The organism is Rathayibacter sp. Leaf248, assembly GCF_920939495.1.
Classification (GTDB): domain Bacteria; phylum Actinomycetota; class Actinomycetes; order Actinomycetales; family Microbacteriaceae; genus Rathayibacter; species Rathayibacter caricis.
This window is the reverse complement of record NZ_CAKLAV010000002.1, coordinates 35,427-57,684: the sequence shown is the minus strand read 5'-3', so window position 1 is coordinate 57,684 and position 22,258 is coordinate 35,427. Positions and strand designations below refer to the sequence as shown.

Below are 22,258 nucleotides of genomic sequence, written 5' to 3'. Positions count from 1 at the left end.
GAGGGGCGGCGCGGGCTCGCCGTTCCGCAGGAGTTGCGGTAACGGCGCGCGCTTCCCGCAACTTCTGGCGGATCGACGGGCCCGAGGTCGGACGACGATGTCGAGTGCGCAGGAGTTGTCGTAGTGGAGCTCGAGTACGACGACTTCCGAGGAGTCGGCGGGGTGGGAGGGGCGGGCGCCTCTGCGCCGCCCTGCTTCCGCAGGAGTTGCGGTGACGGCGCGCGCTTCCCGCAACTTCTGGAGGATGGACGGGCCCGAGCGTCGGCGACGACGTCGAGTGCGCAGGAGTTGTCGTACTCGAGCTCGAGTACGACGACTTTCGAGGAGTCGGCGGGGCGTGGCGGCGCGTCAGCCGACCGTCACCAGGGTGGCGAAGAGCTCCGGGGCGCGGCGGTCGACGAGGCGGCCGCCGAGGCGGATGCCGAGCACGGCGAGGAGGCCGCCGACGACGACGGCGAGCGCCAGCGACACGAGTCCGAGCGCGACGTCGTCGCCGACGAGCGCGATCGCTCCGACGACGATCGACGGGAGCGAGAGCACCGCGGTCGCGCCCATGCTGGCGAGCATCACGACGCTCGAGATCATGCCCGAGCCGGGCGGCGTCTTGAGCGGGCTGTCGCCCGGCGCGGGCACGGGGTAGACGACCAGCGCGGAGGCGATGCTCGACACTCCGAAGCCGCTCAGCACGAGGGCGAGCGAGAGTCCCAGGATCGCGGGGATCGCCTCCGGTCGCCCCGCGTAGACGCACGTGCCGACGGCGACGATCACCACGGCGGGGACGCCCACGATCGCGGCGGCGATGACGCGGCCGGCGCGGTCGGCCGCCCCCGTCACTCCGGCGCTGACGTGCGCGGCCCACGCGGTGCCGTCGTAGGAGACGTCGGCGCAGAGGGTCACTCCGAAGATCAGGCCGATGAAGACGGCCGAGAAGATGGCGATGGTGCTTCCTCCGCCGCCGATCGCGCCGTAGAAGACCGTGAGGACGACGATCGCGGGCACGACGAGCAGGCCGCGGCTGTAGCGCGGGTCGCGCCACCAGTAGCCGAGGGCGCGGGCGGCGATCGCCCCGGTCGGGGTGCCGGGGAAGCGGCCGAACAGGCCGATGCCGGCCGATCCGGAGGCGGTGCCGGACGCGGAGGCGGCGGGCTCGCGCAGGGCGCGGCGCAGCGCGCGCGACCAGGCCCACACGACGACCGCGAGGGTGGCGACCCCGATCGCGAAGCGGGCGAGCGCGGCGAGCCACTCCCCCGCGACGATCGAGCCCGGGACCGCCCAGATCGCGCCGAGCGGCGACCAGCCCAGGGCCGAGGCGACCACGGGCAGCACGTCGATGCCGTCGCGGACCACGTTCATCACTCCGATGAGCAGGGGTCCGAGCAGGATCATGACGACGAGCACCACGCCGCCGATCACCTCGCGGTAGCGGCGGCTCGAGCCGAGGCCCGTGGTGAGGGCGCCGATCAGGCGCGACGCCACGACGCAGGTGGCGACTCCGATCGCGGCGCAGACGAGCGCGGGCAGGACGCCGATCGGAGCGCTCCACCAGGCGGCCGCGGTCGCGAGGGCGCCGAGGGTGGTGACGATGCCGGGGATGCCGGCGAGGCCCGCCGCGGCGAGGCCCAGCATCAGGGTCTTCAGCGGGATCGGGAAGGTGGCGAGCGTCGAGAGGTCGAGGCTCTGATCCGAGCCCGACACGAAGATCGGGCCGAGCACCCAGCCCAGCAGCAGGGCGGAGCCGCCGAGCACGATCACGACGTTCACGAGCGCGGGATCGGTGCCGCCGAGCGCGACGAGGCCGACGACGACGAGGCCCAGGACGAAGACCGCGTACAGGCCCCCGAAGATCACCCCGATCAGCTGCCACACGTTGCGCGTGAGGGTGTTGCGCAGCAGCAGCAGGCGCAGCCTCAAGAGATGCGCAACCATGCCGGGCCCTCCTGGTGGGTGCGGCCGCCGACGAGCTCGACGAAGCGCTCCTCGAGGCTGGAGCCGGCGCGCACCTCGGCGAGTGTTCCCGCGGCGAGGACGCGGCCGTCGGCGATGACGGCCACGCGGTCGCACATCCGCTCGACCAGGTCCATGGAGTGGCTCGAGACGATCACGGTGCCGCCGGAGGCGACGAAGCCGGTGAGGATGTCGCGGATGTTGGCCGCGGAGACCGGGTCGACCGACTCGAACGGCTCGTCGAGCACGAGCAGCCGAGGGGCGCGCACGAGCGCGCAGGCGAGCGCGATCTTCTTGGTCATGCCCGCGGAGTAGTCGACGACGAGGGTGCGGTCGGCCGGGTCCAGGCCCAGCAGCGCCAGCAGGTCGTCGGCGCGCTCGAGGACCGTGGGCCTGTCGATGCCGCAGAGCAGGCCGTAGTAGGTGATGAGCTGGAGGCCGGTGAGGCGGTCGAACAGCTTCACGCCGTCGGCCAGGACGCCGATGAGGCGCTTGGCCTCGAGCGTGCGCTTCCAGACGTCGACCTCGTGGATGGTGACGACGCCCGCGTCGGGGCGGAGCAGCGCGGTCGCCATCGAGAGCGTCGTCGTCTTGCCCGCGCCGTTCGGGCCGACCAGGCCGAAGAAGGAGCCGGCGGGCACGTCGAGGTCGATGCCCTTGACCGCCTCCTTGTCGCCGAAGCGCTTGCGGAGGCCGCGGATCCGCAGGGCGGTCTCGCCGGAGCGGCCCGACGCGTCCGGAGCGGCCCAGGAGGGGGCGGCGGGCCCGTCGGTCGCGTCGTCGCCGGGAGTGATCCCGTTCGTCCCGTCCATGAGAGTCCCTTCGGTGCGAACCGCGGGCCGCGGTGGGCGGCCGCTCGTTCCACGGTAGCCACGCCACTCGGCCCGAGGCATCCGCCGCCGGAGGGATCCAGCACCGGAGGCATCCGGCACCGGAGGGATCCAGCATCGGAGGGATCCGCCGCGCCTACGCTGACTCCATGCCCACCCTCCTCCTCGTCCGGCACGGGCGCACCACCGCGAACACCGCCGGGATCCTGGCCGGCCGCACCGCCGGGGTCCGGCTCGACGACGTCGGACGCGCGCAGGCAGTCCGCACCGGCGAGCGCCTCGCTGCGGTGCCGCTCGCGGCCCTCGTGACGAGCCCGCTCGAGCGCTGCCGGCAGACCTCGCGCGCGATCCTCGACCGCCAGGAGGCGCCTCCGGAGCCCGTCGTCGAGAAGGGCGTCACCGAGGCCGACTACGGGCAGTGGTCGGGGCGGCACCTGCTCGACCTGGCGAAGGAGCCGCTGTGGGCGACGGTGCAGAACCAGCCCTCGGCGGTCGTGTTCCCGGGCGGCGAGGGGCTCGCGGCGATGCAGGCGCGCGCGGTCGCGGCGATCCGGAGGCACGACGCGGCGGTCGCGGAGCGGCACGGACCGGGTGCGGTCTGGGCGGCGGTCAGCCACGGCGACACGATCAAGGCGATCCTGGCCGACGCGCTCGGCATGCACCTCGACCTCTTCCAGCGGCTGTCGGTCGGACCGGCGTCGGTGTCGATCATCCGCTACTGCGCGGGACGGCCCGAGGTCGTCGCGCTGAACACGGAGGCGGGCGATCTCGGCTGGCTGCGGGCGGCGGCGGCCCCCGCGGCCGATGCGCCGGTCGGCGGCGGGGCGGGCCACGAGTAGGCCGGGACCTCGGATCCCGATCAGCCAAGGCGCGGGAAGCGGCTCCTAGACTGGGGACATGCCTCTCGTCCACGCGTTCGACTGGCCCGACCGGATCGTCGTCGGCACCGTCGGCTCGCCCGGTTCGCGCTCCTTCTACCTCCAGGCCCGCACCGGGCCCCGCGTGGTGAGCGTCGGACTCGAGAAGCAGCAGTCGGCGCTCCTGGCCGAGAAGATCGACGAGATCCTCGACCAGCTGATGGCCGCCGAGGGCAACCCGGCGAGCGTCCCGGCCGGCACCCCCGCCGAGCTCGTCGACAACGAGCCGCTCGACCAGCCGGTGGAGCCGGAGTTCCGGGTGGGCGGGCTCAGCCTCGGCTGGGACCCGACGACCGCGCAGATCGTGATCGAGGCGTTCCCGCTGACCGAGGCCGACGAGTCGGCCGAGGAGGCGGAGCCCGAGGAGATGGTCGTGCTGCGGATCCCCGTCGGAACCGCGCGCGCCTTCGCCAAGCGCACCCTCGAGGTCGTGGGCGCCGGGCGTCCGCTGTGCCCGCGCTGCGGTGATCCGATGGACCCCGACGGGCACGACTGCCCGCTCGCATGAGCGACGGCCTGAGCGACGGCCTGCTCGACGGCGCGGATCTGATCGACGGCGCTCTCGAGCTCACCGGGCGGATCACCACCGCCTCCAATGCCACGTTCCTCGCTCGGATCGGCGACACCTCCGTGGTCTACAAGCCCGTGTCCGGCGAGAAGCCGCTCTGGGACTTCCCCGACGGCGACCTCGCGGGCCGGGAGGCGGCCGCGTACCTCGCCTCCGAGGCGCTGGGCTGGAACGTGGTGCCGCGCACGTGGCTCCGCGACGGGCCGCTCGGCCCCGGCATGGTGCAGCTCTGGCAGGACATCGACCCCGAGCAGGACGCGGTGGACCTGGTGCCGTCGGCGGAGGTCGCCGAGGGTTGGCGGCACGTGCTCGACGGCAGCGACGAGCAGGATCGCGACGTCTCGCTCGTGCACGAGGACTCGGCGGCGCTGCGGCGGATGGCGGTCTTCGACGTGGTCGTCAACAACGCCGACCGCAAGGGCGGGCACGTGCTCGCCATGCCCGACGGGCACCGCTACGGCGTCGACCACGGCCTGACGTTCCACGTCGAGCACAAGCTGCGCACGGTGCTGTGGGGCTGGATCGGCGAGCCGCTGACGGCCGACGAGATCGATGCGCTGGGACGCCTCCGGAGCGCGGTGGACGGGCCGCTCGGCACGGCGCTGTCGGAGCTGCTGCTGGACGAGGAGATCGAGGTGCTGGGGCGGCGCTGCGACCGGCTGCGCTCCTCCGGCCGGTTCCCGGCGCCGCGGGGCGGCATGCCCGCGGTGCCGTGGCCGCTGTTCTGAGGCGGACTGCGACGCCCGCTTAGAAGGCCCAGCCGCGGCCGAACATCTCGTCGCCCGTGGCGCGCCCGCCGTCGGAGCGGTCGCGCGAGCCGAGGTACGAGCTCACGACCGCCGCCCCCAGGTCGTCGGCCTCGGGGTTCACGACCGTGCCGCCGGCCCGCCGCGCGAGCGAGTCGAGGAACCGCGCGAGCCCGGGGTCGTCGCCGAGGCGGAAGAACGTGGTGTGCGCGCCGAGCCGCACGGAGGCGTCGAGCTCGCGCACCGAGACGGCGATCGTCATCGCGTCGGGCGGGTAGTCGAAGAAGACGTCGCCGGCGGGCTCGAGGTGCGCGGTCGGCTCGCCGTCGGTGACGATCAGCAGCACCGGCTGGGCGTTCGGGTGCTTGCGGAAGTGCCGGTTGGCGAGCAGCAGCGCGTGGTGCAGGTTCGTGCCCTTCTCCCACTCCGCGTCGAGGCCGACGAGCTGCTCGATGCCCATGACCTCGGCCTGGCGTCCGAACGCGATCATCTGGAGCTCGTCGCCGCGGAACCGGCTCGTGATGAGCGTGTGCAGGGCGAGGGCGGTGCGCTTCATCGGCACCCAGCGACCGTCCATCGCCATCGAGAAGGAGGTGTCGACGAGCAGCGCGACGCAGGCCTGCGTGCGCGCCTCCGTCTCCTGCACCTCGACGTCGCCGATCTCGATGCGCACGCCCGACGCGGTGGAGCGGCCCTCGCCGGCGGTGCGGGTGAGCGCGTTGGTGATCGTGCGCGGGAGGTCCCAGGCCTCGGTGTCGCCGAACTCCCAGGCGCGCGTCGCTCCGGAGCGCTCGCCCGCGGCGCCCGCCCGGCGCACGTCGCGCGCGCCCTGGCGGCCCGACATCGTGTCGGCGATGTCGCGGAGCAACGACTTGCCCAGCTGCCGCATCGCCTTCGGGCTGAGGGCGAGTGAGCCGTCGGAGCCGCGGCGCAGCGTGCCGGAGTCGCGCAGCGCCCGCTCCAGCTGCTTCAGCGTCTGAGCGTCGACCGCCGCGTCGTCGCCGAGGCGGCGGGCGAGCAGGTCGAGGTCGAGGTCGTCGAGCTGCGAGCCGTTCTGCGACTGCGCGAGCTGGTCGGCGAGCGCGTCGAGGTCGGCGAGCTCCTGGAACACCCCGGTGCCGTCGCCGAGGCCGAGTCCCTGCTCGCCGTCCATCCGCTCGGAACCGCCCCAGTCCTCGCCGGGGCGCAGGCCCCGCAGGGTCTCGTCGAGCTTCCCGAGCGACTGCATCAGCTCGGGGGTGCCGAAGGCCTGCTGCGCGAGGGCGTCGAGCTCGTCGCGCTGCTCCTGGCTCATGGAGTTGCGCATCCGCTGCGCCGCGGCCGCTCGGGCGGCGAGGGCGTCGATCAGCTCGTCGACGGTGCGGGGGTTCTCGGGGAAGTACTCGCCGTGCTGCGCCAGGAACGCGGCGAACTGCTCCGGAGTGTCCTCGCCGCGGGCGTGCGCCTCGAGCAGGTCGTTGAGGTCGCGGAGCATCGCGTCGATCGCGGCGCGGTCCTCGTCGCTCGCGTTCTGGAGGGCCTGCTTCATGCCGGCGAAGCGCTGCTCGAGCATCTCGGCGCCGAGGATCTGCTTGATCCGCTCGAAGTCGGCCCGCGCCTCGGGGCTCCGCCACGCGTAGTCGCCGAGCTCGGAGACGGCCGCGGCGGCGGACGGCGGCAGGCTGTCGAGCTGGATCTCGGCGAGCGCCCGGTCGCCGTCGTCCATCCGCGTGTCGCGGGCGAGCTGCTTGCGCTCAGCGAGGACCGCCTTGTCGAGCAGCTCGCGGACCTCGCGGAGCGTGCCGTCGAGGTTGTGCTTCTGCGCGAGGTCGCGCCGGCGCTCGGCGACGCGCTGCCCCAGGTCGTCGAGACCGAAGGTGTCGCGGCCGCCGCGCCGGAGGAACTCGCGGAGGGCGCGCTCGGGCGAGGTGCCGGCCATGACGTCCTGGCCGATCGCCTCGAGGGCCTCGGCGAGGTCGACGGGCGGGGCCAGCGGATCCGGTCCGCCGCGGTACTCGGAGTAGCGGGCGTCGCGGTGCAGGCGGCGGTTGGTCCGGCGCGCCGGCTCAGCCATACACGGCCTCGCCGCCGCCGGTCTCCTTGCTCAGGCGGCGCGAGAGGTACAGGCCCTCGAGGGCGAGCTCGACCGCTCCGGCCCGCTGCCCCTCGTTCGTCGCGCCCAGGCGCTCGGCCAGGTCCTCGTACACGGTGGCCTCGCCCAGCAGCGGGAGGCCGGCGAGGAACTCGCGCGCGGTCACCTGCTCGCCGGTCGTGATCATGGCGCCGTCCTCGACGGCGGTGACGAGCGGGCCGAGGTCGACGCCGCGCAGGTGCGCGCGCACCGTCTCGGCGGTGGCCTGGCGCAGGAGGTGCTCGAGGATCTCCTCCTCGCGCCCCTCCTCCCCCGACTCGAACTCGATCTTGCCGCCGAGCACGTCGACCGCGGTCTCGAGGTCGATCGGGCGGGCAACGGCCTCGGCCTCGCCCCGCCGGGTGGCGCGGTGCAGCGCGGCCGCGGCGATGGTCTCGGCGCCGGCGATGGCGAAGCGGGCGCTCACTCCGCTGCGCTGGTCGACGGAGCTCGACTCGCGCAGGGCTCGGGTGAAGCGGGCGAGGATCTCGATGAGCGCGTCGGGCACGGTCGCGACGAGGTCCGCCTCCTGCCGGATCACGGCGATCTCGTCGTCGAGCTCGGTCGGGTAGTGCGTGCGGATCTCGGCGCCGAAGCGGTCCTTCAGCGGAGTGATGATGCGGCCGCGGTTCGTGTAGTCCTCGGGGTTCGCGCTGGCGACGACGAGCACGTCGAGCGGGAGGCGGAGGACGTAGCCGCGGATCTGGATGTCGCGCTCCTCCATCACGTTGAGCATCGCGACCTGGATGCGCTCGGCGAGGTCGGGCAGCTCGTTGATCGCGACGATGCCGCGGTGGCTGCGCGGGATGAGGCCGAAGTGGATGGTCTCGGGGTCGCCCAGGCTGCGGCCCTCGGCCACCTTCATCGGGTCCACGTCGCCGATGAGGTCGGCGACGCTGGTGTCGGGCGTGGCGAGCTTCTCGACGTAGCGCTCCTCGCGCGAGCGCCAGGCGACGGGCAGGTCGTCGCCGAGTTCCTCCGCGCGGCGGATGCTGACCGTGGTGATCGGCTCGTAGGGGTGCTCGCCGAGCTCGGAGCCGGCGATGACCGGCGACCACTCGTCGAGGAGGCCGTTGAGGGTGCGCAGGAGCCGGGTCTTGCCCTGGCCGCGCTCGCCCAGCAGCACGATGTCGTGCCCGGCGATCACCGCGCGCTCGACCTGCGGGATCACGGTGTCGGCGAATCCGTGCAGCCCCGGCCACGGGTCGCGGCCCTCGCGCAGGGCGTCGAGCAGGTTGTCGCGGATCTCGGTGCGGAGGCTCTTCTGCACGTGCCCGGAGGCGCGGAGCTGGCCGAGGGTCTGGATCGTCGGGCGCATCACCCCGGCAACGCTACGCCTGGGCGTCGGCGCATGGCGGAGGTGTGCGGAAGTCGGCCGGGCGGGGATCGTGGTCCGCGGCTCGCGCCCCTCGTCCGGGGCTCTTGCCGAGCGGGGCCCGCCCGAGTAAGTTCCTTGATGATCAAACTAGATCGCGCGTGACCGGTTACCCGACCTCGACCGCGCATCACCCTCTCGGCGCATCCGAAGCGCCGACGAGGGCGCGACAACTCCCCCTCAACCGGCCTCCCTGGATCTTCGGCCGGACCGCCCCCATACCCGAGATGAGGCGCAGCCGTGCCCGAAAACGCTGCCACCGAGACCCTGACCATCCTCCGCGACCTGCTCGGCGCGCTCGAGACGCCCGGCGCCCTGAACCCCGGGTTCGCGGCGCACCTCGGTGCGCAGGTGCGCGCCGCACTCGGCGACGAGCACGCCCTGCTGGTCTCCCGGGCCGCCTGAGCGCGGCGGGCGTCACACCCGCCCGGTGAAGGCGGTGCGACGGCCGGTGACCGTCAGGAGCAGGGCGAGCACTCCGAGCGCCGCCATCAGCACCGGCAGCACCAGCGCGTCGAACGCGCCCAGGAGCACCGCTCCGAGGATCCCCGCGGCGAAGATCGCGAGGTTGAACGCGACCGGCAGGAACGCGTTCGCGACGTCGGAGTCGGCTCCGCCCGCCTTCGTCAGCGCGGCCTGCAGCTGAGCGGACGCGCCGCCGAAGCCGACGCCCCAGAGCACGGCGCCCGCGACGATCACGGTGCCCGAGTCTCCGGCGAGCAGCAGGAGCACGGCGGCGAGCACGAACACGGCGACGCTGCCGTGCAGCAGCGGGCGCGACCAGCGGTCGATCAGGAGCGCCGTGAGCGCGACTCCGGCGACCGAGGCGATGCCGTAAACGAGGAGCGTCACGTCGGCGCCGAGGCCCGAGCCGGTCTCGCGCAGGTACGGCGCGATGTAGGTGTAGATCGTGTTGTGGGCGAGCATCCAGACGGCGATGACCGCGAGGACGATCACGATGCCCGGCTTCGCGACGATGCGGGCGAGCGGCAGGCGCGAGGACGCCTCCTGGCCCGGCGCGTCGGGGACGACCAGGACGATCAGCACGAGCACCAGGACCGCCGCGAGCGAGAGGCCGCCGAACGACCAGCGCCAGTCGAAGGCGGTGCCCAGCCACGCGCCGAGCGGGGTGCCGAGGGCGAAGCCGAGCGGGGCGCCGGTCGAGACGACGGCGAGGGAGAGTCCGCCGCGGCTCTCGGGGCTGATCCGGCGGCCGTAGGCGGCGAGCATGCCCCAGATCACGCCGGTGAAGGCGCCGGCGACGAAGCGCGAGACGAGCGAGAGGGTCACGTCGCTCGAGAGCGCGGTGACGGTGTTGGCGAGCACGAGACCGGCGATCGCGGCGAGGATCAGCGGCTTCCTCCGGAACCCGCGGGTCAGGCTGATCGCTGGCACGGTGACGATCACCGTGCCGAGCGCCCACACGCTGACGAATTGGCCGACGACGCCCTCGCCCGTGCCCATGCCGTCGGCGATCACCGGGAGCAGTCCCGCGGGCATCGTCTCGGCCGCGACGAGGACGAAGCCCATCGCGGCGAGGATCATCAGGGCGGCCCACGGCATGCGCTCGGCGGGCGCGCGGGGCACGGTGGCGGTCGGGGCGGTGGCGGTCATCTCGGGGTCCTCACTCGGCGGTCGCGCGGGCGCGCTCGACGACGCCCTCGGTGGCGGCCCAGCTGGAGAGCAGGCGCAGTCCCTCGTCGGAGGAGCTGCCGGGGACGGCGGGGTAGACGGTGATCGAGTGCCCGGGATCCTGGTCGAGCTCGATGGCCTGGAAGGTCAGCTCGAGGAGCCCGACGACCGGGTGCCGGAACTGCTTGCGGCCGGCGTAATGGCGCCGCACGTCGTGCGCGGCCCAGCGGGTCCGGAACTCCTCGCTCCGCATCGACAGCTCGCCCACGAGCTCGGCGAGCTGCCTGTCGTGCGGGCTGCGGCCGGCGTCGCGCCGCAGGATCGCGACGTTCACGTTCGCCGCGCGCTCCCAGTCGGGGTAGAAGTCGTGCGCGCGGGGGTCGAGGAAGATGAAGCGCGAGTGGTTCGCGGGTCGCTGCGGCCCCCGGTACATCTCGGAGTAGAGGGCGAAGCCGAGCGCGTTGGCGGCCAGCATGTCCATCCGGTTGTTCGTGATGAAGGCGGGGGCACCGGTGATCGCGTCGAGCAGGTACTGCAGCTCGGGGCGCACGGTCGCGGCGACCACCGCCGGGCGGACACGGCGGGCGGTCGGAGCGGCGGCGCGGGCGAGGTCGTACAGGTGGTCGCGCTCGGCGGGGTCGAGGGCCAGCGCCCTGGAGATCGCGTCGAGGACGCTGTCGGAGACGCCCTCGAGGTTCCCGCGCTCGAGGCGGGTGTAGTAGTCGACGCTCACCCCGGCGAGGCGGGCGACCTCCTCGCGACGGAGCCCGGGCACCCGTCGCCGACCGCCGATCGGCTCCACGCCCGCCTGCTCGGGGCTGATGCGCCCTCGGCGGGAGGCGAGGAACTCGCGGATCTCGGCTCGGTTGTCCATGCTTCGAACGCTACGGGGGTGCCGGGCGGCGGTGGGAGTGTCTGCTGGACCCCGTCTCGGGAGGGCCCTGGCACGGCTGCGGACGCGCGTCTTCACTGGGAGCGTCCCCCTCCGACCGCCGCGCGGATCGGAGGACCACGGAGGAAGAGGAGCACCATGCGCGCCACCCTGATGTACGGATCCGGCGATGTCCGCGTCGTCGAGGTCCCCGACCCCGAGATCCTGGAGCCGACCGACGCGATCCTGCGCGTCACGTACGCGTGCGTCTGCGGATCCGATCTGCACCCGTACCACGATCTCGAGGACACCCCCGAGGGACGGCGCATGGGCCACGAGGCCATCGGGGTCGTCGAGCGGATCGGCTCCGCCGTCGCCTGCCTCAAGGTGGGCGACACGGTGATCGTCCCCTTCGCCTGGTCCGACGGCACGTGCGCGTACTGCCGCGACGGCCTCACCACCTCCTGCGTGCACGGCGGCTTCTTCGACGGCGCCGCGTCGGCCACGCAGGCCGAGAAGCTGCGCGTCCCGTTCGCCGACGGCACGGCCGTGGTGATCCCCGAGGGGACGGACGAGGCGTTCATGCCCTCGCTGCTGACCCTCTCGGACGTCTACCTGACCGGCCACCACGCCGCGGTGCGCGGGGGCGTCGGCCCGGGCAGGACCGTCACGGTCATCGGGGACGGCGCGGTCGGGCTCTCGGCCGTCCTCGCGTCGAAGCAGCTGGGCGCCGAGACGATCATCCTGATGGGCCGCCACACCGACCGCACCGACCTGGGCCGGTCGTTCGGAGCGACGCACGTCGTCGCCGAGCGAGGCGAGGAGGGCGTCGCGAAGGTGCTGGAGATCACCGGCGGCGAGGGGTCGCACGTGGTCCTCGAGGCCGTGGGACACCTGCCCGCCTACGAGCAGGCGTACGGCGTCCTCCGCCCCGGTGGCGTCCTCTCGCGCGTGGGCGTGCCTCAGTACGAGGAGGCTCCGATCGGATTCGCGTCGCTGTTCGGCAAGAACGCGACGCTCACCGGAGGACCGGCGACGGTGCGGGCGTACCTCGAGGCCGCGATCCCGCAGGTGCTCGACGGCACGATCGACCCCGGGCGGGTGTTCGACCGCGAGCTGCCGCTGTCCGAGATCGCCGAGGCCTACCGGCTGATGGACTCGCGCGAGGCGCTCAAGGTGCTCATCCGCCCCTGACCCGGGCGGGCGCTCGTCGGAACGGGGGCGGCTCCCCGAACCGGGGGCCCTCCCGGTCGACAGCGGGGCTTCGAGGCTCGACGAGGGCGGGTGGTCGGGTCGTGACGCGGCGGCCGGTGGGAGTGGTCCAGTCCGCTCGGCCGTCGGGCTGGAGCACGTACGTCCAGCGATCGCCGTGGCGCACGTGGTGGTGGCTCACGCAGAGCGAGGCGAGGTTGTCGAGCGCCGTCTCGCCTCCGTTGCGCCACTCGAGGGCGTGGTCGGCGTCGGCGGTCGCCGCGGAGCGGGTGCAGCCGGGGAACCGGCAGGTCCGGTCGCGCAGCTGGAGCGCGAGCCTCATCCGCGGCGGGGGCACTCGATGGGTGCGGCCCACCGAGACGACCGCGCCGGACTCCGGATCGGTCAGGACGCGAGTCAGGAGCGCCGACTCGACCATCAACCCTCGCGCGAGCTCGGCGGGGACGAGGCCGTAGCCGTCGAGCTCCGCCGGGGCCTCGTCGCATCCGGCCGCCGTGCTCGCGGCGAGGGTCAGGCGCACCTCCGCGCGCACTCCCGGAACGAAGGTCGGAGCGACGCCGTCTGCGTCGGGGCGGGGGCCCGCACCGGTGACCTCGCCGTCGCACAGCAGGTCGGCGCACGCGTCCGCGCGGAGCTGCGCGAGGGTCCGCTCATCGCCCACGCGGGTGCCCGCCTCGTCGGCAGCACCGTCGGCAGCACCGCCGCGGAGGGAGCGGGCGATGCGGTCGAGGCGGTGGTAGGCGCCGAGTGCCACGGTCGCGGGCAGCAGCGCGCAGAGGGTCGCCATGCCGTCGATCTCCGGGCTGACCCAGACGGAGCGGTCCTCGCGGGCGCGGGCGTGCCGCTGGGCGAGCGGCTGCTCGTGCAGCTCGTCCCGCAGCCGGGCCACCACCCTCCGCAGCTGCGTCGGCGTCGAGGAGAGCGCCGACTCGGCCGCGCGCTCGTCGAACTCGGCTCGGGAGCCGGCGGGCAGCGTGCTCGCGACCGCGCAGATCACCTCGCCCGACTCCCAGAGGATCCGGGCCTCCGCCAGCGCGGCGCGGGTGCGCGGGAGGTCCTCGACGAGCAGCTGAGCCTGCTCGAGCAGGCGGGAGGCCGCCCGCTCCGAGACTTGGAGCGCGACCGCGATCTCGGCCCGGACGGACCGCTCGACGAGATCGCTCGCCTCACTCCGAGACAGGCGGTCACCGCGGACGTACGACTCCGGAACCGCGAGCGCCGCTCGATGCGCCGCGTGCAGCGCCACCGCCCTGGCGAGGAGGACCGGCGCGGTCGACCGCGCGAGGCGCGCTGCGAGATCGGAGAGGGCCCGGACCGGGTCGGGCCCGACCGGCGCGCCCTCGTCTGGTTCTGTCATACGCGTATTCCACCAGACGCCTCCGACAATCCCTCACCTCTGCCGCGCGGAAAGGACAGTCGGGGCGCCGCCGGCACCTGGGGAGGACGTTCGCCTCTCGGCGGGCGCCGGACGTACAGTGGAGGCATGCATGCGACTCTGCGATTTCTCCGCCCTCGACCGGTCACCGGTCGTGCAGGGCTGAGCGTGCGCGCGTAGATCAGTCCGCGCGCCGGGTCGGTCGAGGGGTCTCTCCCCCTTCACTCCGACTCGAAATGGACTGTCATGCCCTCCTCCCTCTCCGCCGATGACCTCGGCTCCTCGCTCGCTCTCCGGGACCTGAGCGATCCCGCGCAGGGCGAGCACGCCCTGCAACTCCTCTTCGCCGCCGTCACGGAGGCGCTCGCCGAGACGTGGGGCGTGCCCGCCACGACCGTGCGCTCGAGTCCCCTGGTCGCCGTGGAGGACAACTACGACCGGCTCGGCTTCGACGCCTCCGCGGTCACCCGCGACCAGCGGTACTCGCGGTACGTCAGCGAGACCGTGATGCTCCGCACCCACACGTCCGCGATGATCCCGCCGCTGCTCCGGGCTCTCGCCCGCGAGGAGACCGGTGACCACGACCGCCTCCACATGCTGCCCGGTCTCGTCTACCGCCGCGACTCCATCGATCGCACGCACGTCGGCGAACCGCACCAGGTCGACCTGTGGCGCGTAACGAACACGGCGCGGATGACGACGGCTGACCTCGAGGGCATGCTCGAAGCCGTCGTGGACGCGGTGCTTCCCGGCGCACGATGGCGAGCGGTTCCCGCCGAGCATCCGTACACGACCGACGGCTGTCAGCTCGACGTGCAGGTCGGCGGCGACTGGCTCGAACTGGCCGAATGCGGGCTGATCGATCCCGGGCTCCTCCAGCGATCGGGGCTCGACCCGGCCGTCTGGTCGGGTCTCGCTCTCGGGATGGGTCTGGACCGCGCGCTCATGCTGAGGAAGCGGATCGACGACATCCGGGTGCTGCGCGCGAGCGATCCGCGCATCCTCGAGCAGATGGCCGACCTCGAGCCCTGGCGTCCGGTCTCGTCCCTGCCCGCGGTGCGCCGGGACCTCTCGGTCGTCGTGGACCGCGACGACGACGAGGAGACCCTCGGTGATCGGATCCGCGCCTCTCTCGGAATCGACGCCGCGGCGATCGAGAGCGTGCACGTCCTCGCCACGACGGCCGGAGAGCTCCTCCCCGACCGCGCTCGGGAGCGGCTCGGGATCCGAGAGGGGCAGGTCAACGCGCTCGTCCGCATCGTCCTCCGTCCGCTGGACCGGACACTCACGGACGACGAGGCGAACATCCTGCGGAACAGGGCCTACCTGGCCGTCCACCGCGGGCCGAACCTCGAGCTGATCTGATCCGTGCTGATCCGATCCGAGCTGATCCGATCCGTGGCGGGCGGGCTCAGCCCTGGGCGGCGACCAGTTCGCGGAGGGCCTGCACGACGAGGGCGTGGTCGTCGAGGGAGGCGAGGCCCGAGACGGTGGCCGCGGCCACCACTCCGACGCCGCGGACCCGGATCGGGACCGACCCGCCGGTGACGGCGTACTCCGGACCGAGCCAGCCACGGGCCGACGGGTCGGCGCCCGCCGCGGTGAAGCGGGCGTCGGCGAGGGCGCTGCTGGTCTCGAGACGGAGGACGACGGCCGACTTGCGGGCGATCCACGACTCCTGATCGGGAGTGCTGCCGGGCAGGGCGGCGCGGAAGAGGAGGAGCCCGGGGCGGCGGATGTCGACGGCGACCGCCGCCCCGGCCTCCCGGGCGAGTTCGGCGATGCGGGAGCCGAGCCGCCACGCCGTGTCGTGGTCGAAGGAGTCGAGCACGAGATCGCGCTCCTGCTGCTCGAGCTCGGCGATGAGGACGGTCAGGCCCTCGGTGCCGCCCTCGGCGGTGCTGCTGTCGGTCACGGTGTCCTCCTGCGCGTCGTCCCCGGTGAAGCCGACCACCTCGCCGCCCCTCAACGGTCGCGACTCGCCGGAGGAGGCGTCAGCGCCCCTCGTACTCGTCGTCGGTAATGGGCTCGGCCCAGACCGTGCTCCGGGCAGGATCGTCGGCGCTCTCGAACAGGGCGAGGTGCTCCATGAAGACCCCGGGGGCGCTCGCGTGCCAGTGCTCCTCGCCGGGCGGGGTGTAGAGGGTCTGCCCGGCGTGGAGCTCGAGGATCGTGCCGTCGCGAGCACCGAAGCGCGCGACTCCCTGCGTCACGTGCAGGTACTGGCCGCGGGCGTGCGAGTGCCAGGCCGTGCGGGCGCCGGGGGCGAAGCGGACGCGGCCGAGGGTGGCGCGCTGGTCGGGATCGTGCGGCACGGCGAGGAGGTCGAGCCAGACGTCGCCGACGAACTGCTCGGGCGGGTTCTTGACGGTGGGTGCGGCGGGTTCGATGTTCACGAGGTCCTCTCGGCAGTGGCGCGGTCAGCGCGGTGATCGGAGCGGGAGCAGGCGCACGGTCGCCGAGACCGGGCCCTCCCCGAGCATGGGCGCCAGGTAGGGGCTGCCCGCGTACTTCTCGCGGTAGGCGGCGTCGACGGCGTCGCGCATCGCGGGGTCGGCCTGTTCGAAGGCGACCTCGTGCTCGGCGCCGGCCGCCCGGATGCGCCCGGCACCCTGCTCGACAGCGGCTCGGTACCAGCGCGAGCGCTGCCCGTTCCAGGCGCGGACGACGAGATCGTCTCCGACGACGACCGACCAGATCCAGGTGGGGGTGCCGTACGTCGCTCCGTCGGCGCGGAAGGGCGAGACGTGCAGATCGTCGGAGGCGGCGATCGCCGCGAGGGTCGTCGGGTTCCAGGTCATTCGGAGCTCCTCGGTGTCGGGGGCGGGACGAGGCGCGGCGCGGCGAGGTCGCGACCGGCAGGTGGCGCATCCTGCTGCCTCGTCGCCCACCAGGACGCGAGCAGCGTCAGCGTGTCGGCGCTCGGCGAGCCGGGCTCGGCGCTGTAGATCAGGAAATTCAGGCCCGGATCGCCCATCGGCTCGAACGCCTCGTAGCTGAGGTGCAGATCGCCGACGACCGGGTGGTGGAAGAACTTGGCGCCGCTCGCGTGATGGCGGACGTCGTGGGCGCCCCAGCGCCGACGGAACTCGTCGCTCCGGGTCGAGAGCTCGCCGACGAGGGCCTGCAGGCCCGCGTCGTCGGGCGTGCGGCCGGCCTCGGTGCGCAGGATGCCGACGCTGATGTCGGCGGCCGTCGCCCAGTCGGGATGGAAGCGCTCGGAGAGATCGCGGCGGAGGAAGGTGTAGCGGGCGAGGTTCACCGGGCGCTCGGGATGCTCGCGGGCGCCGTACTCGTCGGCGTAGAGCGCGCGGAACAGCTCGTTCTCGGCGAGGACGTCGAGGCGGCCGTTGCGGACGAAGGCCGGCGCGGTGGTGATCGACTCGACCGCGAGGCGGAGCGAGGGCCGGACTCCGACCGCGCGCCTCGGGCGCCGGCGCACCGGCGTGCCTCCGGACGCGCGGGCCAGATCGAACAGGTGGGCGCGCTCGGCGTCGTCGAGCCGGAGTGCCGCGGCGAGCGCCTCGAGCACCGACTCCGAGGCTCCGCGGAGGTCGCCGCGCTCGAGGCGCGAGTAGTACTCGATGCTCACGCCCGCCAGCTGGGCGACCTCGCTGCGGCGCAGGCCCGGGACGCGGCGGACGCCTCCGGAGGGCAGCCCGACGCGGTCGGGCGACAGGCGGGCGCGGCGGGAGACGAGGAAGTCCTTCACCTCGGGATCGTGGGGCATGGGTTCACGCTACGTCGCGCCTCCGCTCGGCGGGATGCCCTGCGGGAACACCTCTGGACAGAACCTCTCGCCCACCCCCTGGGGAGGAGTTGTCTGGCTTCGCGCGCCCCGTCCCCGCGCCGCGAGAGGATCGCTCCATGCCCGTCACCACGACCCCCACAGCCCCGTGAGCACCGTCGATCGCCCCGCCGGCATGACCCGCGGGCTCACCCTGCTCTTCGCGATCGCCGGAGGCGCCGCGGTCGGCAACCTCTACTGGGCGCAACCGCTGCTCGGGGTGATCGGTGCGACGTTCGACGTCTCCCCCGGCTCCGCGGGACTGCTCGTCACGGTGACGCAGGTCGGCTACGCGATCGGGGTGTTCCTCCTGGTGCCGCTGGGCGACACCCTCGACCGGCGACGGCTGATCCCGGCGCTGATGGTGCTGGCGGCCGTGTTCCTGGCGACGACCGCGCTCGCGCCGGCGTTCCCGGTGCTGCTCGCGACGCTCGCCCTGATCGGCGTGACGACCGTGGCGGGGCAGCTGCTCACTCCGCTCGCCGGCGACCTCGCCACCGACGAGCAACGGGGGCGCGTGCTCGGCACGGTCGCCTCCGGGCTGCTGCTCGGCCTGCTGATCTCGCGGGCGATCAGCGGGATCCTGGCCGATCTGCTCGGCTGGCGGTCGGTGTTCGGCCTCGCCGCCGCGCTCGTCCTGGTGCTCGCGATCGTGATGGCGCGCCGTCTCCCGCGCCTGCCTCCGCGCGCCAAGGTGCGGTACGGGACGCTGCTCGCCTCGGTGCTGCGCACGGTCGCGGGCAGTCGGGCCGTGCGCGTGACGGTGCTGATCGGAGCGTCGGCCATGTGCGCGTTCACGCTGTTCTGGACGGGTCTGACCTTCCTCCTGGGTGCCGAGCCCTTCTCGTACTCGGCCACCGCGATCGGACTCGTGAGCCTCGTCGGCATCGCCGGCGCGATCTCGGCGCAGCGGGTCGGGCGCCTCTACGACCGCGGACTGTCGCTGCCGGCGATCGGAGCGGGGCTCGTCGTGGCGCTGATCGGCGTCGTGATCGCGGGCCTGGGAGCGACGTCGATCGTGGTCGTGCTGATCGCGGTGGCGGTGTTCTCGATCGGGCTGCAGGGCGTGCAGGTGCTGGCGCAGACGCGCATGCTCTCGATCGATCCGTCCGCGCGGAGCCGGCTGAACACGGTGTACATCGTGGGCAACTTCACGGGAGGCGCGATCGGATCGGCGCTCGCGGGCCTGCTGTGGCAGGCGGGCGGCTGGACGGCGCTGATGCTGGTCGCCGCGACGGTGCTGGGCTTCGGGCTGACGGTGTGGGCGGTGCAGCGGACGCGGGCCCTGGCGGGGTGAGGGGTGCCGGCGAGCGGACCCACCGTCTCCTCGCGCCGACGAGTGGACCCGGAACGGGGCCCGGACAGGCGGCACACCCCGGTCCGCGCCCAGTCTTCGACGCGAAATCTCGCGAGAGGACTCGGAACGGGCTCTGATCACGCCGCGCGGCCCGGTCCGCGCCCACTCGAGGACGCCCGACGCAGCGGCCCGCGGATTCAGCGCCGGTCGAGCCGCGGAGCGTCGGCCAGCAGCCGCCGCGTGTACTCCGACGCCGGCGCCCGCAGCACCGCCGCGGCCTCCCCCGACTCCACCACGCGCCCCTCGCGCATCACCGCGATCCGGTCGCTCATGTGCGCGATCACCCCGAGATCGTGCGAGATCAGCAGCAGCGCCAGCCCGTGCCTGCGTTGCAGGTCGTCGAGCAGGTCGAGGATCTGCGCCTGCACCGAGACGTCGAGCGCCGACACCGGCTCGTCGCAGATCAGCACGTCGGGGCGCGTGGCCAGGGCGCGCGCGATCGACACCCGCTGACGCTGCCCGCCCGAGAGGGTCCGCGGCGAGCGCTGCGCCAGCGCCGGAGCGAGGCCCACGCGCCCCAGGAGCTCGCCGACGTCACCGGAACCCGCGTCGCGCAGCAGGCGGCCGACGCTCCAGCGCGGGTCGAACGACGACAGGCTGTCCTGGTAGACGGCTCCGATCCGCGGGCGGAGCGGGCGGCGCTCGCGCTCGCTCGCCGACGACCACGGGCGGCCGAGGAACTCGACGCTCCCCTCCTCCGGTCGCCGCAGCGCCAGCAGCAGCCGCGCCACCGTGCTCTTGCCCGAGCCGGACTCGCCGACGACCCCCAGGGTCTCGCCGCGCCGCAGCTCGAGGTCGACGCCGTCGACGGCGACCCGCACGCCTCCACCCGGGCGCGCGAAGGTGGTGCGCAGCCCCGACGCCCGTAGCACCAGGTCGCCCGAGGCCGGCGGAGGCAGGACCTCGGCGCCGGCGGACGACAGGCGGGTGCCGCGGGGCCGCCCGGCGGGCACGGCGGCGACCAAGGCGCGCGCCTCGGGGCTCGACGGGGCGCGGAGGACGTCGGCGGCCGGTCCGTCCTCGACCACGCGACCGTCGGCGAGCACCAGGATGCGGTCGGCGAGCCCCGCGACCACCGCGAGGTCGTGCGAGACCAGCAGCAGGGCGCGTCCGCGCGCCTTCTGCTCGGCGAACAGCTCGAGCACGCGCGCCTGCACCGTCACGTCGAGCGCGGTGGTGGGCTCGTCGGCGACGAGCAGCGGAGGATCGAGGGCGATCGCGGAGGCCAGCAGTGCCCGCTGACGGAGTCCGCCCGAGAGCTCGCCCGCGCGGTCGCGCATCCGCTCGGCCGCCTCGGGCATGCCGACGTTGGTCAGCGCCGCCGCCGCCCGGCGCGCCCGCTCGGCCGCGGGGAGGCGGCCGTGCAGGCGCCACGCGTCGCCGATCTCGCGACCGATGGGGCGCAGCGGGTCGAGCGAGAGCAGCGCGTCCTGCGGCACGAAGCCGACGCCCGCCCCGCGAAGACCCCTCAGCGTCCGCTCGCCGGCGCCGACCACCTCGGCCCCGCCGACGCGGACGCTGCCGGTCACCGCGCCTCCGCTCAGCCCCAGCAGCGCCCGCGCCGTGACGCTCTTGCCCGAGCCCGACTCGCCCACGATCGCCACGCACTCGCCCGGCTCGACGCGGAACGACACTCCGTGCACGACCTCGACGCCGTCGAACGCGACACGCAGGTCCTCGACCACGACGGCGCTCATCGCGCCCCCCGCAGCCGGCCGCCGAGCACGGTCGTGGCGATCGTGGTCAGCACGATCACCAGGCCCGGGAACACCGTCAGCCACCACGCGCTCGCGAGGTAGGTGCGGCCGGCCGAGAGCATCGCGCCCCACTCCGGGGCCGGCGGCTCGGCGCCGAGGCCGAGGTAGCTGAGCGCCGACGCCCAGACGATCGCCTGACCCACGCCCAGCGTCGCGAGCACCGCGAGGGGCGCGAAGGTGTTGGGCAGAACGTGCCGGAACAGGATGCGGATCGGGCCGTGACCCAGGACGCGCGCGGCCTCGACGTAGCCGGAGTCGCGGATGCCGAGCAGCTGCGTGCGCAGGATGCGGGCGTAGCCGGGCGCGGTCGAGAGGCCGACCGCGACGGTGGCGGGGACCACTCCGGGGCCCGTCACGACGATGACGAGCAGCGCCAGCAGCAGGGCGGGGAACGCGAACAGCACCTCGAGCACGCGGCCGATCACGCCGTCCACCACCCGCCCGCCGAACGCCGCGACCACACCGAGCACGGCGCCGACCGCCAGGCCGATGGCGGTCGCGCTCACCCCGATCAGGAGCGACGCCCCGGCGCCCGCGATGATGCGGCTGAGGACGTCGCGGCCGGACTCGTCGGTGCCGAGCAGGTGCTCCGCAGAGGGGGGCGAGAACGCCTCGGTCGGGGCGATCGCGAGGGGGTCCGAGGGGGCGAGGAGCCCCGGGGCGAGCGCGGCGAGGAGCAGCAGCAGGACGAAGGCGAGCGCGACGATCTCGCCGAGGCGCAGGCGCCGACCTCGTCGGCGCTCGGGGGCGGCGGAGGTGCGCAGCTCGAGCTCGCTCATGCGGCCGGCTCCGCGACGGCGGGAACGACGCGGGCGGGAGCGAGCCGCGGATCGACGAGGCGCGCCACGAGATCCGTCGCGAACGTCACGAGGATGTAGGCGAGGGCGGTGACCAGGACGACACCGGTCACGACCGGCACGTCGCGCACGGTCACCGCCGACAGCAGGGTCCGGCCCAGGCCCGGCCGCGCGAAGATCGTCTCGACGACGACCGCTCCGCCGATCAGGTAGCCGAACGCCCAGCCCGAGAGCGCGATGCCCGGGAGCACGGCGTGGCGCAGGGCGTGGCGGAGTCGGAGCCCCAGCTCGCTCTCGCCGCGTGCACGGGCGGCGAGCACGAACGGCGACTCGAGGGCGTCGAGGAGGGAGCGGCGCATCACCTGTCCGAGGAAGCCGGCTAGCGGGATCGCGAGGGTGAGCGCGGGCAGCACGAGTCCGTTCGGCGCTCCGGTGCTGACCGGGGGCAGCCAGCGCAGGGTCGTCGCGAAGACGGCGATGAGGACGGTGGCCAGCCAGAAGTGCGGGAGGGCAGCGGCGGTCAGCTCGAGGCCGGCGCCGAGCGCCGCGGCGATGCGGCCGCCGCGGGTCGACCAGAGCGCGGTCGCGAGGGCGAGGATCCACGCGAGCGCGAGAGCGAGGACGGCCAGCAGCAGGGTGCCCGGCAGCTGCTGCCCGAGCAGCTCGACGACGGGGACGCGCAGGGAGTAGGAGGTGCCGAGGTCGCCCTGCGCGAGCCGGCCGAGCTGGGTGAGGTACTGCAGGAGGAGGGGCTGGTCGAGTCCGTACTCCTCCCGGACCGCGGCGAGCGCCTCGGCGGACGCCTGCGAACCGGGGCCGCCGAGGATCGCCTGCGCCGGATCGCCGGGGATCAGGCGGATGAGGAAGAAGACGGCGGTCGCGACGGCCCAGAGCACGACGACGGCGCCGCCCAGGCGGAGGAGGACGCGGCGGATCATGCGGGGTGCTCCTTCCGAGGGGGGTCACAGGACCAGGATGCC

The 22,258-nt window shown here is 73.9% G+C and carries 21 protein-coding genes; 7 read left to right on the top strand and 14 right to left on the bottom strand.

The window, feature by feature from the left end; translation table 11 throughout:
* Positions 1-348 precede the first annotated feature (348 nt).
* Positions 349-1,926, bottom strand: a complete 1,578-nt coding sequence (locus LRG51_RS13300) for a transporter (RefSeq protein WP_230673171.1) — start codon at positions 1,924-1,926, stop codon at positions 349-351.
* Positions 1,908-2,756 (bottom strand): ABC transporter ATP-binding protein, encoded by an 849-nt coding sequence (locus LRG51_RS13295; RefSeq protein ID WP_230673170.1) that lies wholly within the window; start codon positions 2,754-2,756, stop codon positions 1,908-1,910. Before LRG51_RS13295 ends, LRG51_RS13300 begins: the two co-directional genes overlap by 19 nt.
* Before the next feature lie 167 nt (positions 2,757-2,923).
* Between LRG51_RS13295 and LRG51_RS13290 the strand changes: the two genes are divergently transcribed.
* From LRG51_RS13290 to LRG51_RS13280, 3 genes are read left to right on the top strand one after another with little or no spacing between them, the layout of a single operon-like run.
* A complete protein-coding gene (locus tag LRG51_RS13290) occupies positions 2,924-3,613 on the top strand; it encodes an MSMEG_4193 family putative phosphomutase (protein WP_230673169.1) in 690 nt (229 codons plus the stop codon).
* Between the two features lie 58 nt (positions 3,614-3,671).
* Positions 3,672-4,199: a DUF3090 domain-containing protein gene (locus LRG51_RS13285; RefSeq protein WP_055789760.1), complete on the top strand. Its 528-nt coding sequence runs from the start codon at positions 3,672-3,674 to the stop codon at positions 4,197-4,199.
* Positions 4,196-4,987, top strand: a complete 792-nt coding sequence (locus LRG51_RS13280) for an SCO1664 family protein (RefSeq protein ID WP_230673168.1) — start codon at positions 4,196-4,198, stop codon at positions 4,985-4,987. The genes LRG51_RS13285 and LRG51_RS13280 overlap by 4 nt, the downstream gene beginning before the upstream one ends.
* A gap of 19 nt (positions 4,988-5,006) precedes the next feature.
* On the opposite strand, the gene LRG51_RS13275 is transcribed toward LRG51_RS13280, so the two are convergent.
* A complete protein-coding gene (locus LRG51_RS13275; RefSeq protein WP_230673167.1) occupies positions 5,007-7,058 on the bottom strand; it encodes a vWA domain-containing protein in 2,052 nt (683 codons plus the stop codon).
* Positions 7,051-8,433 carry a magnesium chelatase gene (locus tag LRG51_RS13270; RefSeq protein ID WP_230674064.1) on the bottom strand — a complete coding sequence of 461 codons (1,383 nt, stop codon included), beginning with the start codon at positions 8,431-8,433 and terminating at the stop codon, positions 7,051-7,053. Before LRG51_RS13270 ends, LRG51_RS13275 begins: the two co-directional genes overlap by 8 nt.
* Positions 8,434-8,730: 297 nt before the next feature.
* On the opposite strand from LRG51_RS13270, the gene LRG51_RS13265 reads away from it, so the two are divergent.
* Positions 8,731-8,895, top strand: coding sequence for a hypothetical protein (locus LRG51_RS13265; RefSeq protein WP_157602582.1), 165 nt, complete (start codon positions 8,731-8,733; stop codon positions 8,893-8,895).
* Between the two features lie 12 nt (positions 8,896-8,907).
* Here LRG51_RS13265 and LRG51_RS13260 read toward each other — a convergent pair whose 3' ends face one another.
* Positions 8,908-10,104 carry an MFS transporter gene (locus LRG51_RS13260; RefSeq protein ID WP_230673166.1) on the bottom strand — a complete coding sequence of 399 codons (1,197 nt, stop codon included), beginning with the start codon at positions 10,102-10,104 and terminating at the stop codon, positions 8,908-8,910.
* Positions 10,105-10,114: 10 nt separating this feature from the next.
* On the bottom strand, positions 10,115-10,996 hold the full coding sequence (locus tag LRG51_RS13255) for a helix-turn-helix transcriptional regulator (RefSeq protein WP_230673165.1): 882 nt from the start codon (positions 10,994-10,996) through the stop codon (positions 10,115-10,117).
* Positions 10,997-11,152: 156 nt separating this feature from the next.
* On the opposite strand from LRG51_RS13255, the gene LRG51_RS13250 reads away from it, so the two are divergent.
* On the top strand, positions 11,153-12,187 hold the full coding sequence (locus LRG51_RS13250; protein WP_230673164.1) for a zinc-binding dehydrogenase: 1,035 nt from the start codon (positions 11,153-11,155) through the stop codon (positions 12,185-12,187).
* Here the strand turns inward: LRG51_RS13250 and LRG51_RS13245 are convergent.
* The gene (locus LRG51_RS13245; RefSeq protein WP_230673163.1) at positions 12,174-13,562 is read right to left on the bottom strand and encodes an HNH endonuclease signature motif containing protein; all 1,389 of its coding nucleotides are present in this window, start codon (positions 13,560-13,562) and stop codon (positions 12,174-12,176) included. The two genes, LRG51_RS13250 and LRG51_RS13245, sit on opposite strands and share 14 nt — an antisense overlap.
* Before the next feature lie 264 nt (positions 13,563-13,826).
* Here LRG51_RS13245 and srmL point away from each other — a divergent pair, with 264 nt between their 5' ends.
* Positions 13,827-14,945 carry a PheS-related mystery ligase SrmL gene (srmL, locus tag LRG51_RS13240; protein ID WP_230673162.1) on the top strand — a complete coding sequence of 373 codons (1,119 nt, stop codon included), beginning with the start codon at positions 13,827-13,829 and terminating at the stop codon, positions 14,943-14,945.
* Between the two features lie 46 nt (positions 14,946-14,991).
* Here srmL and LRG51_RS13235 read toward each other — a convergent pair whose 3' ends face one another.
* From LRG51_RS13235 to LRG51_RS13220, 4 genes are all read right to left on the bottom strand, one after another.
* Positions 14,992-15,495 carry a heme-degrading domain-containing protein gene (locus tag LRG51_RS13235; protein ID WP_230673161.1) on the bottom strand — a complete coding sequence of 168 codons (504 nt, stop codon included), beginning with the start codon at positions 15,493-15,495 and terminating at the stop codon, positions 14,992-14,994.
* Positions 15,496-15,574: 79 nt separating this feature from the next.
* Positions 15,575-15,976: a cupin domain-containing protein gene (locus tag LRG51_RS13230; protein ID WP_230673160.1), complete on the bottom strand. Its 402-nt coding sequence runs from the start codon at positions 15,974-15,976 to the stop codon at positions 15,575-15,577.
* Positions 15,977-16,000: 24 nt separating this feature from the next.
* Positions 16,001-16,381, bottom strand: coding sequence for a DUF2255 family protein (locus tag LRG51_RS13225; protein WP_230673159.1), 381 nt, complete (start codon positions 16,379-16,381; stop codon positions 16,001-16,003).
* On the bottom strand, positions 16,378-17,310 hold the full coding sequence (locus LRG51_RS13220) for a helix-turn-helix domain-containing protein (RefSeq protein ID WP_230673158.1): 933 nt from the start codon (positions 17,308-17,310) through the stop codon (positions 16,378-16,380). Before LRG51_RS13220 ends, LRG51_RS13225 begins: the two co-directional genes overlap by 4 nt.
* Before the next feature lie 166 nt (positions 17,311-17,476).
* Between LRG51_RS13220 and LRG51_RS13215 the strand changes: the two genes are divergently transcribed.
* Positions 17,477-18,664 (top strand): MFS transporter, encoded by a 1,188-nt coding sequence (locus LRG51_RS13215; protein WP_230673157.1) that lies wholly within the window; start codon positions 17,477-17,479, stop codon positions 18,662-18,664.
* 197 nt (positions 18,665-18,861) lie between these two features.
* Here the strand turns inward: LRG51_RS13215 and LRG51_RS13210 are convergent, their stop codons facing one another.
* Genes LRG51_RS13210 through LRG51_RS13200 form a run of 3 tightly spaced genes read right to left on the bottom strand, consistent with a single transcriptional unit; the run spans position 18,862 to position 22,216 of the window.
* Positions 18,862-20,421: an ATP-binding cassette domain-containing protein gene (locus LRG51_RS13210; RefSeq protein WP_230673156.1), complete on the bottom strand. Its 1,560-nt coding sequence runs from the start codon at positions 20,419-20,421 to the stop codon at positions 18,862-18,864.
* A complete protein-coding gene (locus LRG51_RS13205) occupies positions 20,418-21,260 on the bottom strand; it encodes an ABC transporter permease (protein WP_230673155.1) in 843 nt (280 codons plus the stop codon). Before LRG51_RS13205 ends, LRG51_RS13210 begins: the two co-directional genes overlap by 4 nt.
* Positions 21,257-22,216, bottom strand: a complete 960-nt coding sequence (locus tag LRG51_RS13200) for an ABC transporter permease (protein ID WP_230673154.1) — start codon at positions 22,214-22,216, stop codon at positions 21,257-21,259. The genes LRG51_RS13205 and LRG51_RS13200 overlap by 4 nt, the downstream gene beginning before the upstream one ends.
* Between the last annotated feature and the right edge of the window lie 42 nt (positions 22,217-22,258).

Excerpts from the sequence above, each read along its gene's own strand:
- LRG51_RS13245 (WP_230673163.1), bottom strand. The coding sequence starts at position 13,562 with ATGACAGAACCAGACGAGGGCGCGCCGGTCGGGCCCGACCCGGTCCGG.
- srmL (WP_230673162.1), top strand. The coding sequence starts at position 13,827 with ATGCCCTCCTCCCTCTCCGCCGATGACCTCGGCTCCTCGCTCGCTCTC.
- LRG51_RS13275 (WP_230673167.1), bottom strand. The coding sequence starts at position 7,058 with ATGGCTGAGCCGGCGCGCCGGACCAACCGCCGCCTGCACCGCGACGCC.
- LRG51_RS13210 (WP_230673156.1), bottom strand. The coding sequence starts at position 20,421 with ATGAGCGCCGTCGTGGTCGAGGACCTGCGTGTCGCGTTCGACGGCGTC.
- LRG51_RS13205 (WP_230673155.1), bottom strand. The coding sequence starts at position 21,260 with ATGAGCGAGCTCGAGCTGCGCACCTCCGCCGCCCCCGAGCGCCGACGA.
- LRG51_RS13290 (WP_230673169.1), top strand. The coding sequence starts at position 2,924 with ATGCCCACCCTCCTCCTCGTCCGGCACGGGCGCACCACCGCGAACACC.
- LRG51_RS13300 (WP_230673171.1), bottom strand. The coding sequence starts at position 1,926 with ATGGTTGCGCATCTCTTGAGGCTGCGCCTGCTGCTGCTGCGCAACACC.
- LRG51_RS13285 (WP_055789760.1), top strand. The coding sequence starts at position 3,672 with ATGCCTCTCGTCCACGCGTTCGACTGGCCCGACCGGATCGTCGTCGGC.
- LRG51_RS13250 (WP_230673164.1), top strand. The coding sequence starts at position 11,153 with ATGCGCGCCACCCTGATGTACGGATCCGGCGATGTCCGCGTCGTCGAG.
- LRG51_RS13255 (WP_230673165.1), bottom strand. The coding sequence starts at position 10,996 with ATGGACAACCGAGCCGAGATCCGCGAGTTCCTCGCCTCCCGCCGAGGG.
- LRG51_RS13200 (WP_230673154.1), bottom strand. The coding sequence starts at position 22,216 with ATGATCCGCCGCGTCCTCCTCCGCCTGGGCGGCGCCGTCGTCGTGCTC.
- LRG51_RS13280 (WP_230673168.1), top strand. The coding sequence starts at position 4,196 with ATGAGCGACGGCCTGAGCGACGGCCTGCTCGACGGCGCGGATCTGATC.
- LRG51_RS13295 (WP_230673170.1), bottom strand. The coding sequence starts at position 2,756 with ATGGACGGGACGAACGGGATCACTCCCGGCGACGACGCGACCGACGGG.
- LRG51_RS13270 (WP_230674064.1), bottom strand. The coding sequence starts at position 8,433 with ATGCGCCCGACGATCCAGACCCTCGGCCAGCTCCGCGCCTCCGGGCAC.
- LRG51_RS13220 (WP_230673158.1), bottom strand. The coding sequence starts at position 17,310 with ATGCCCCACGATCCCGAGGTGAAGGACTTCCTCGTCTCCCGCCGCGCC.
- LRG51_RS13225 (WP_230673159.1), bottom strand. The coding sequence starts at position 16,381 with ATGACCTGGAACCCGACGACCCTCGCGGCGATCGCCGCCTCCGACGAT.
- LRG51_RS13260 (WP_230673166.1), bottom strand. The coding sequence starts at position 10,104 with ATGACCGCCACCGCCCCGACCGCCACCGTGCCCCGCGCGCCCGCCGAG.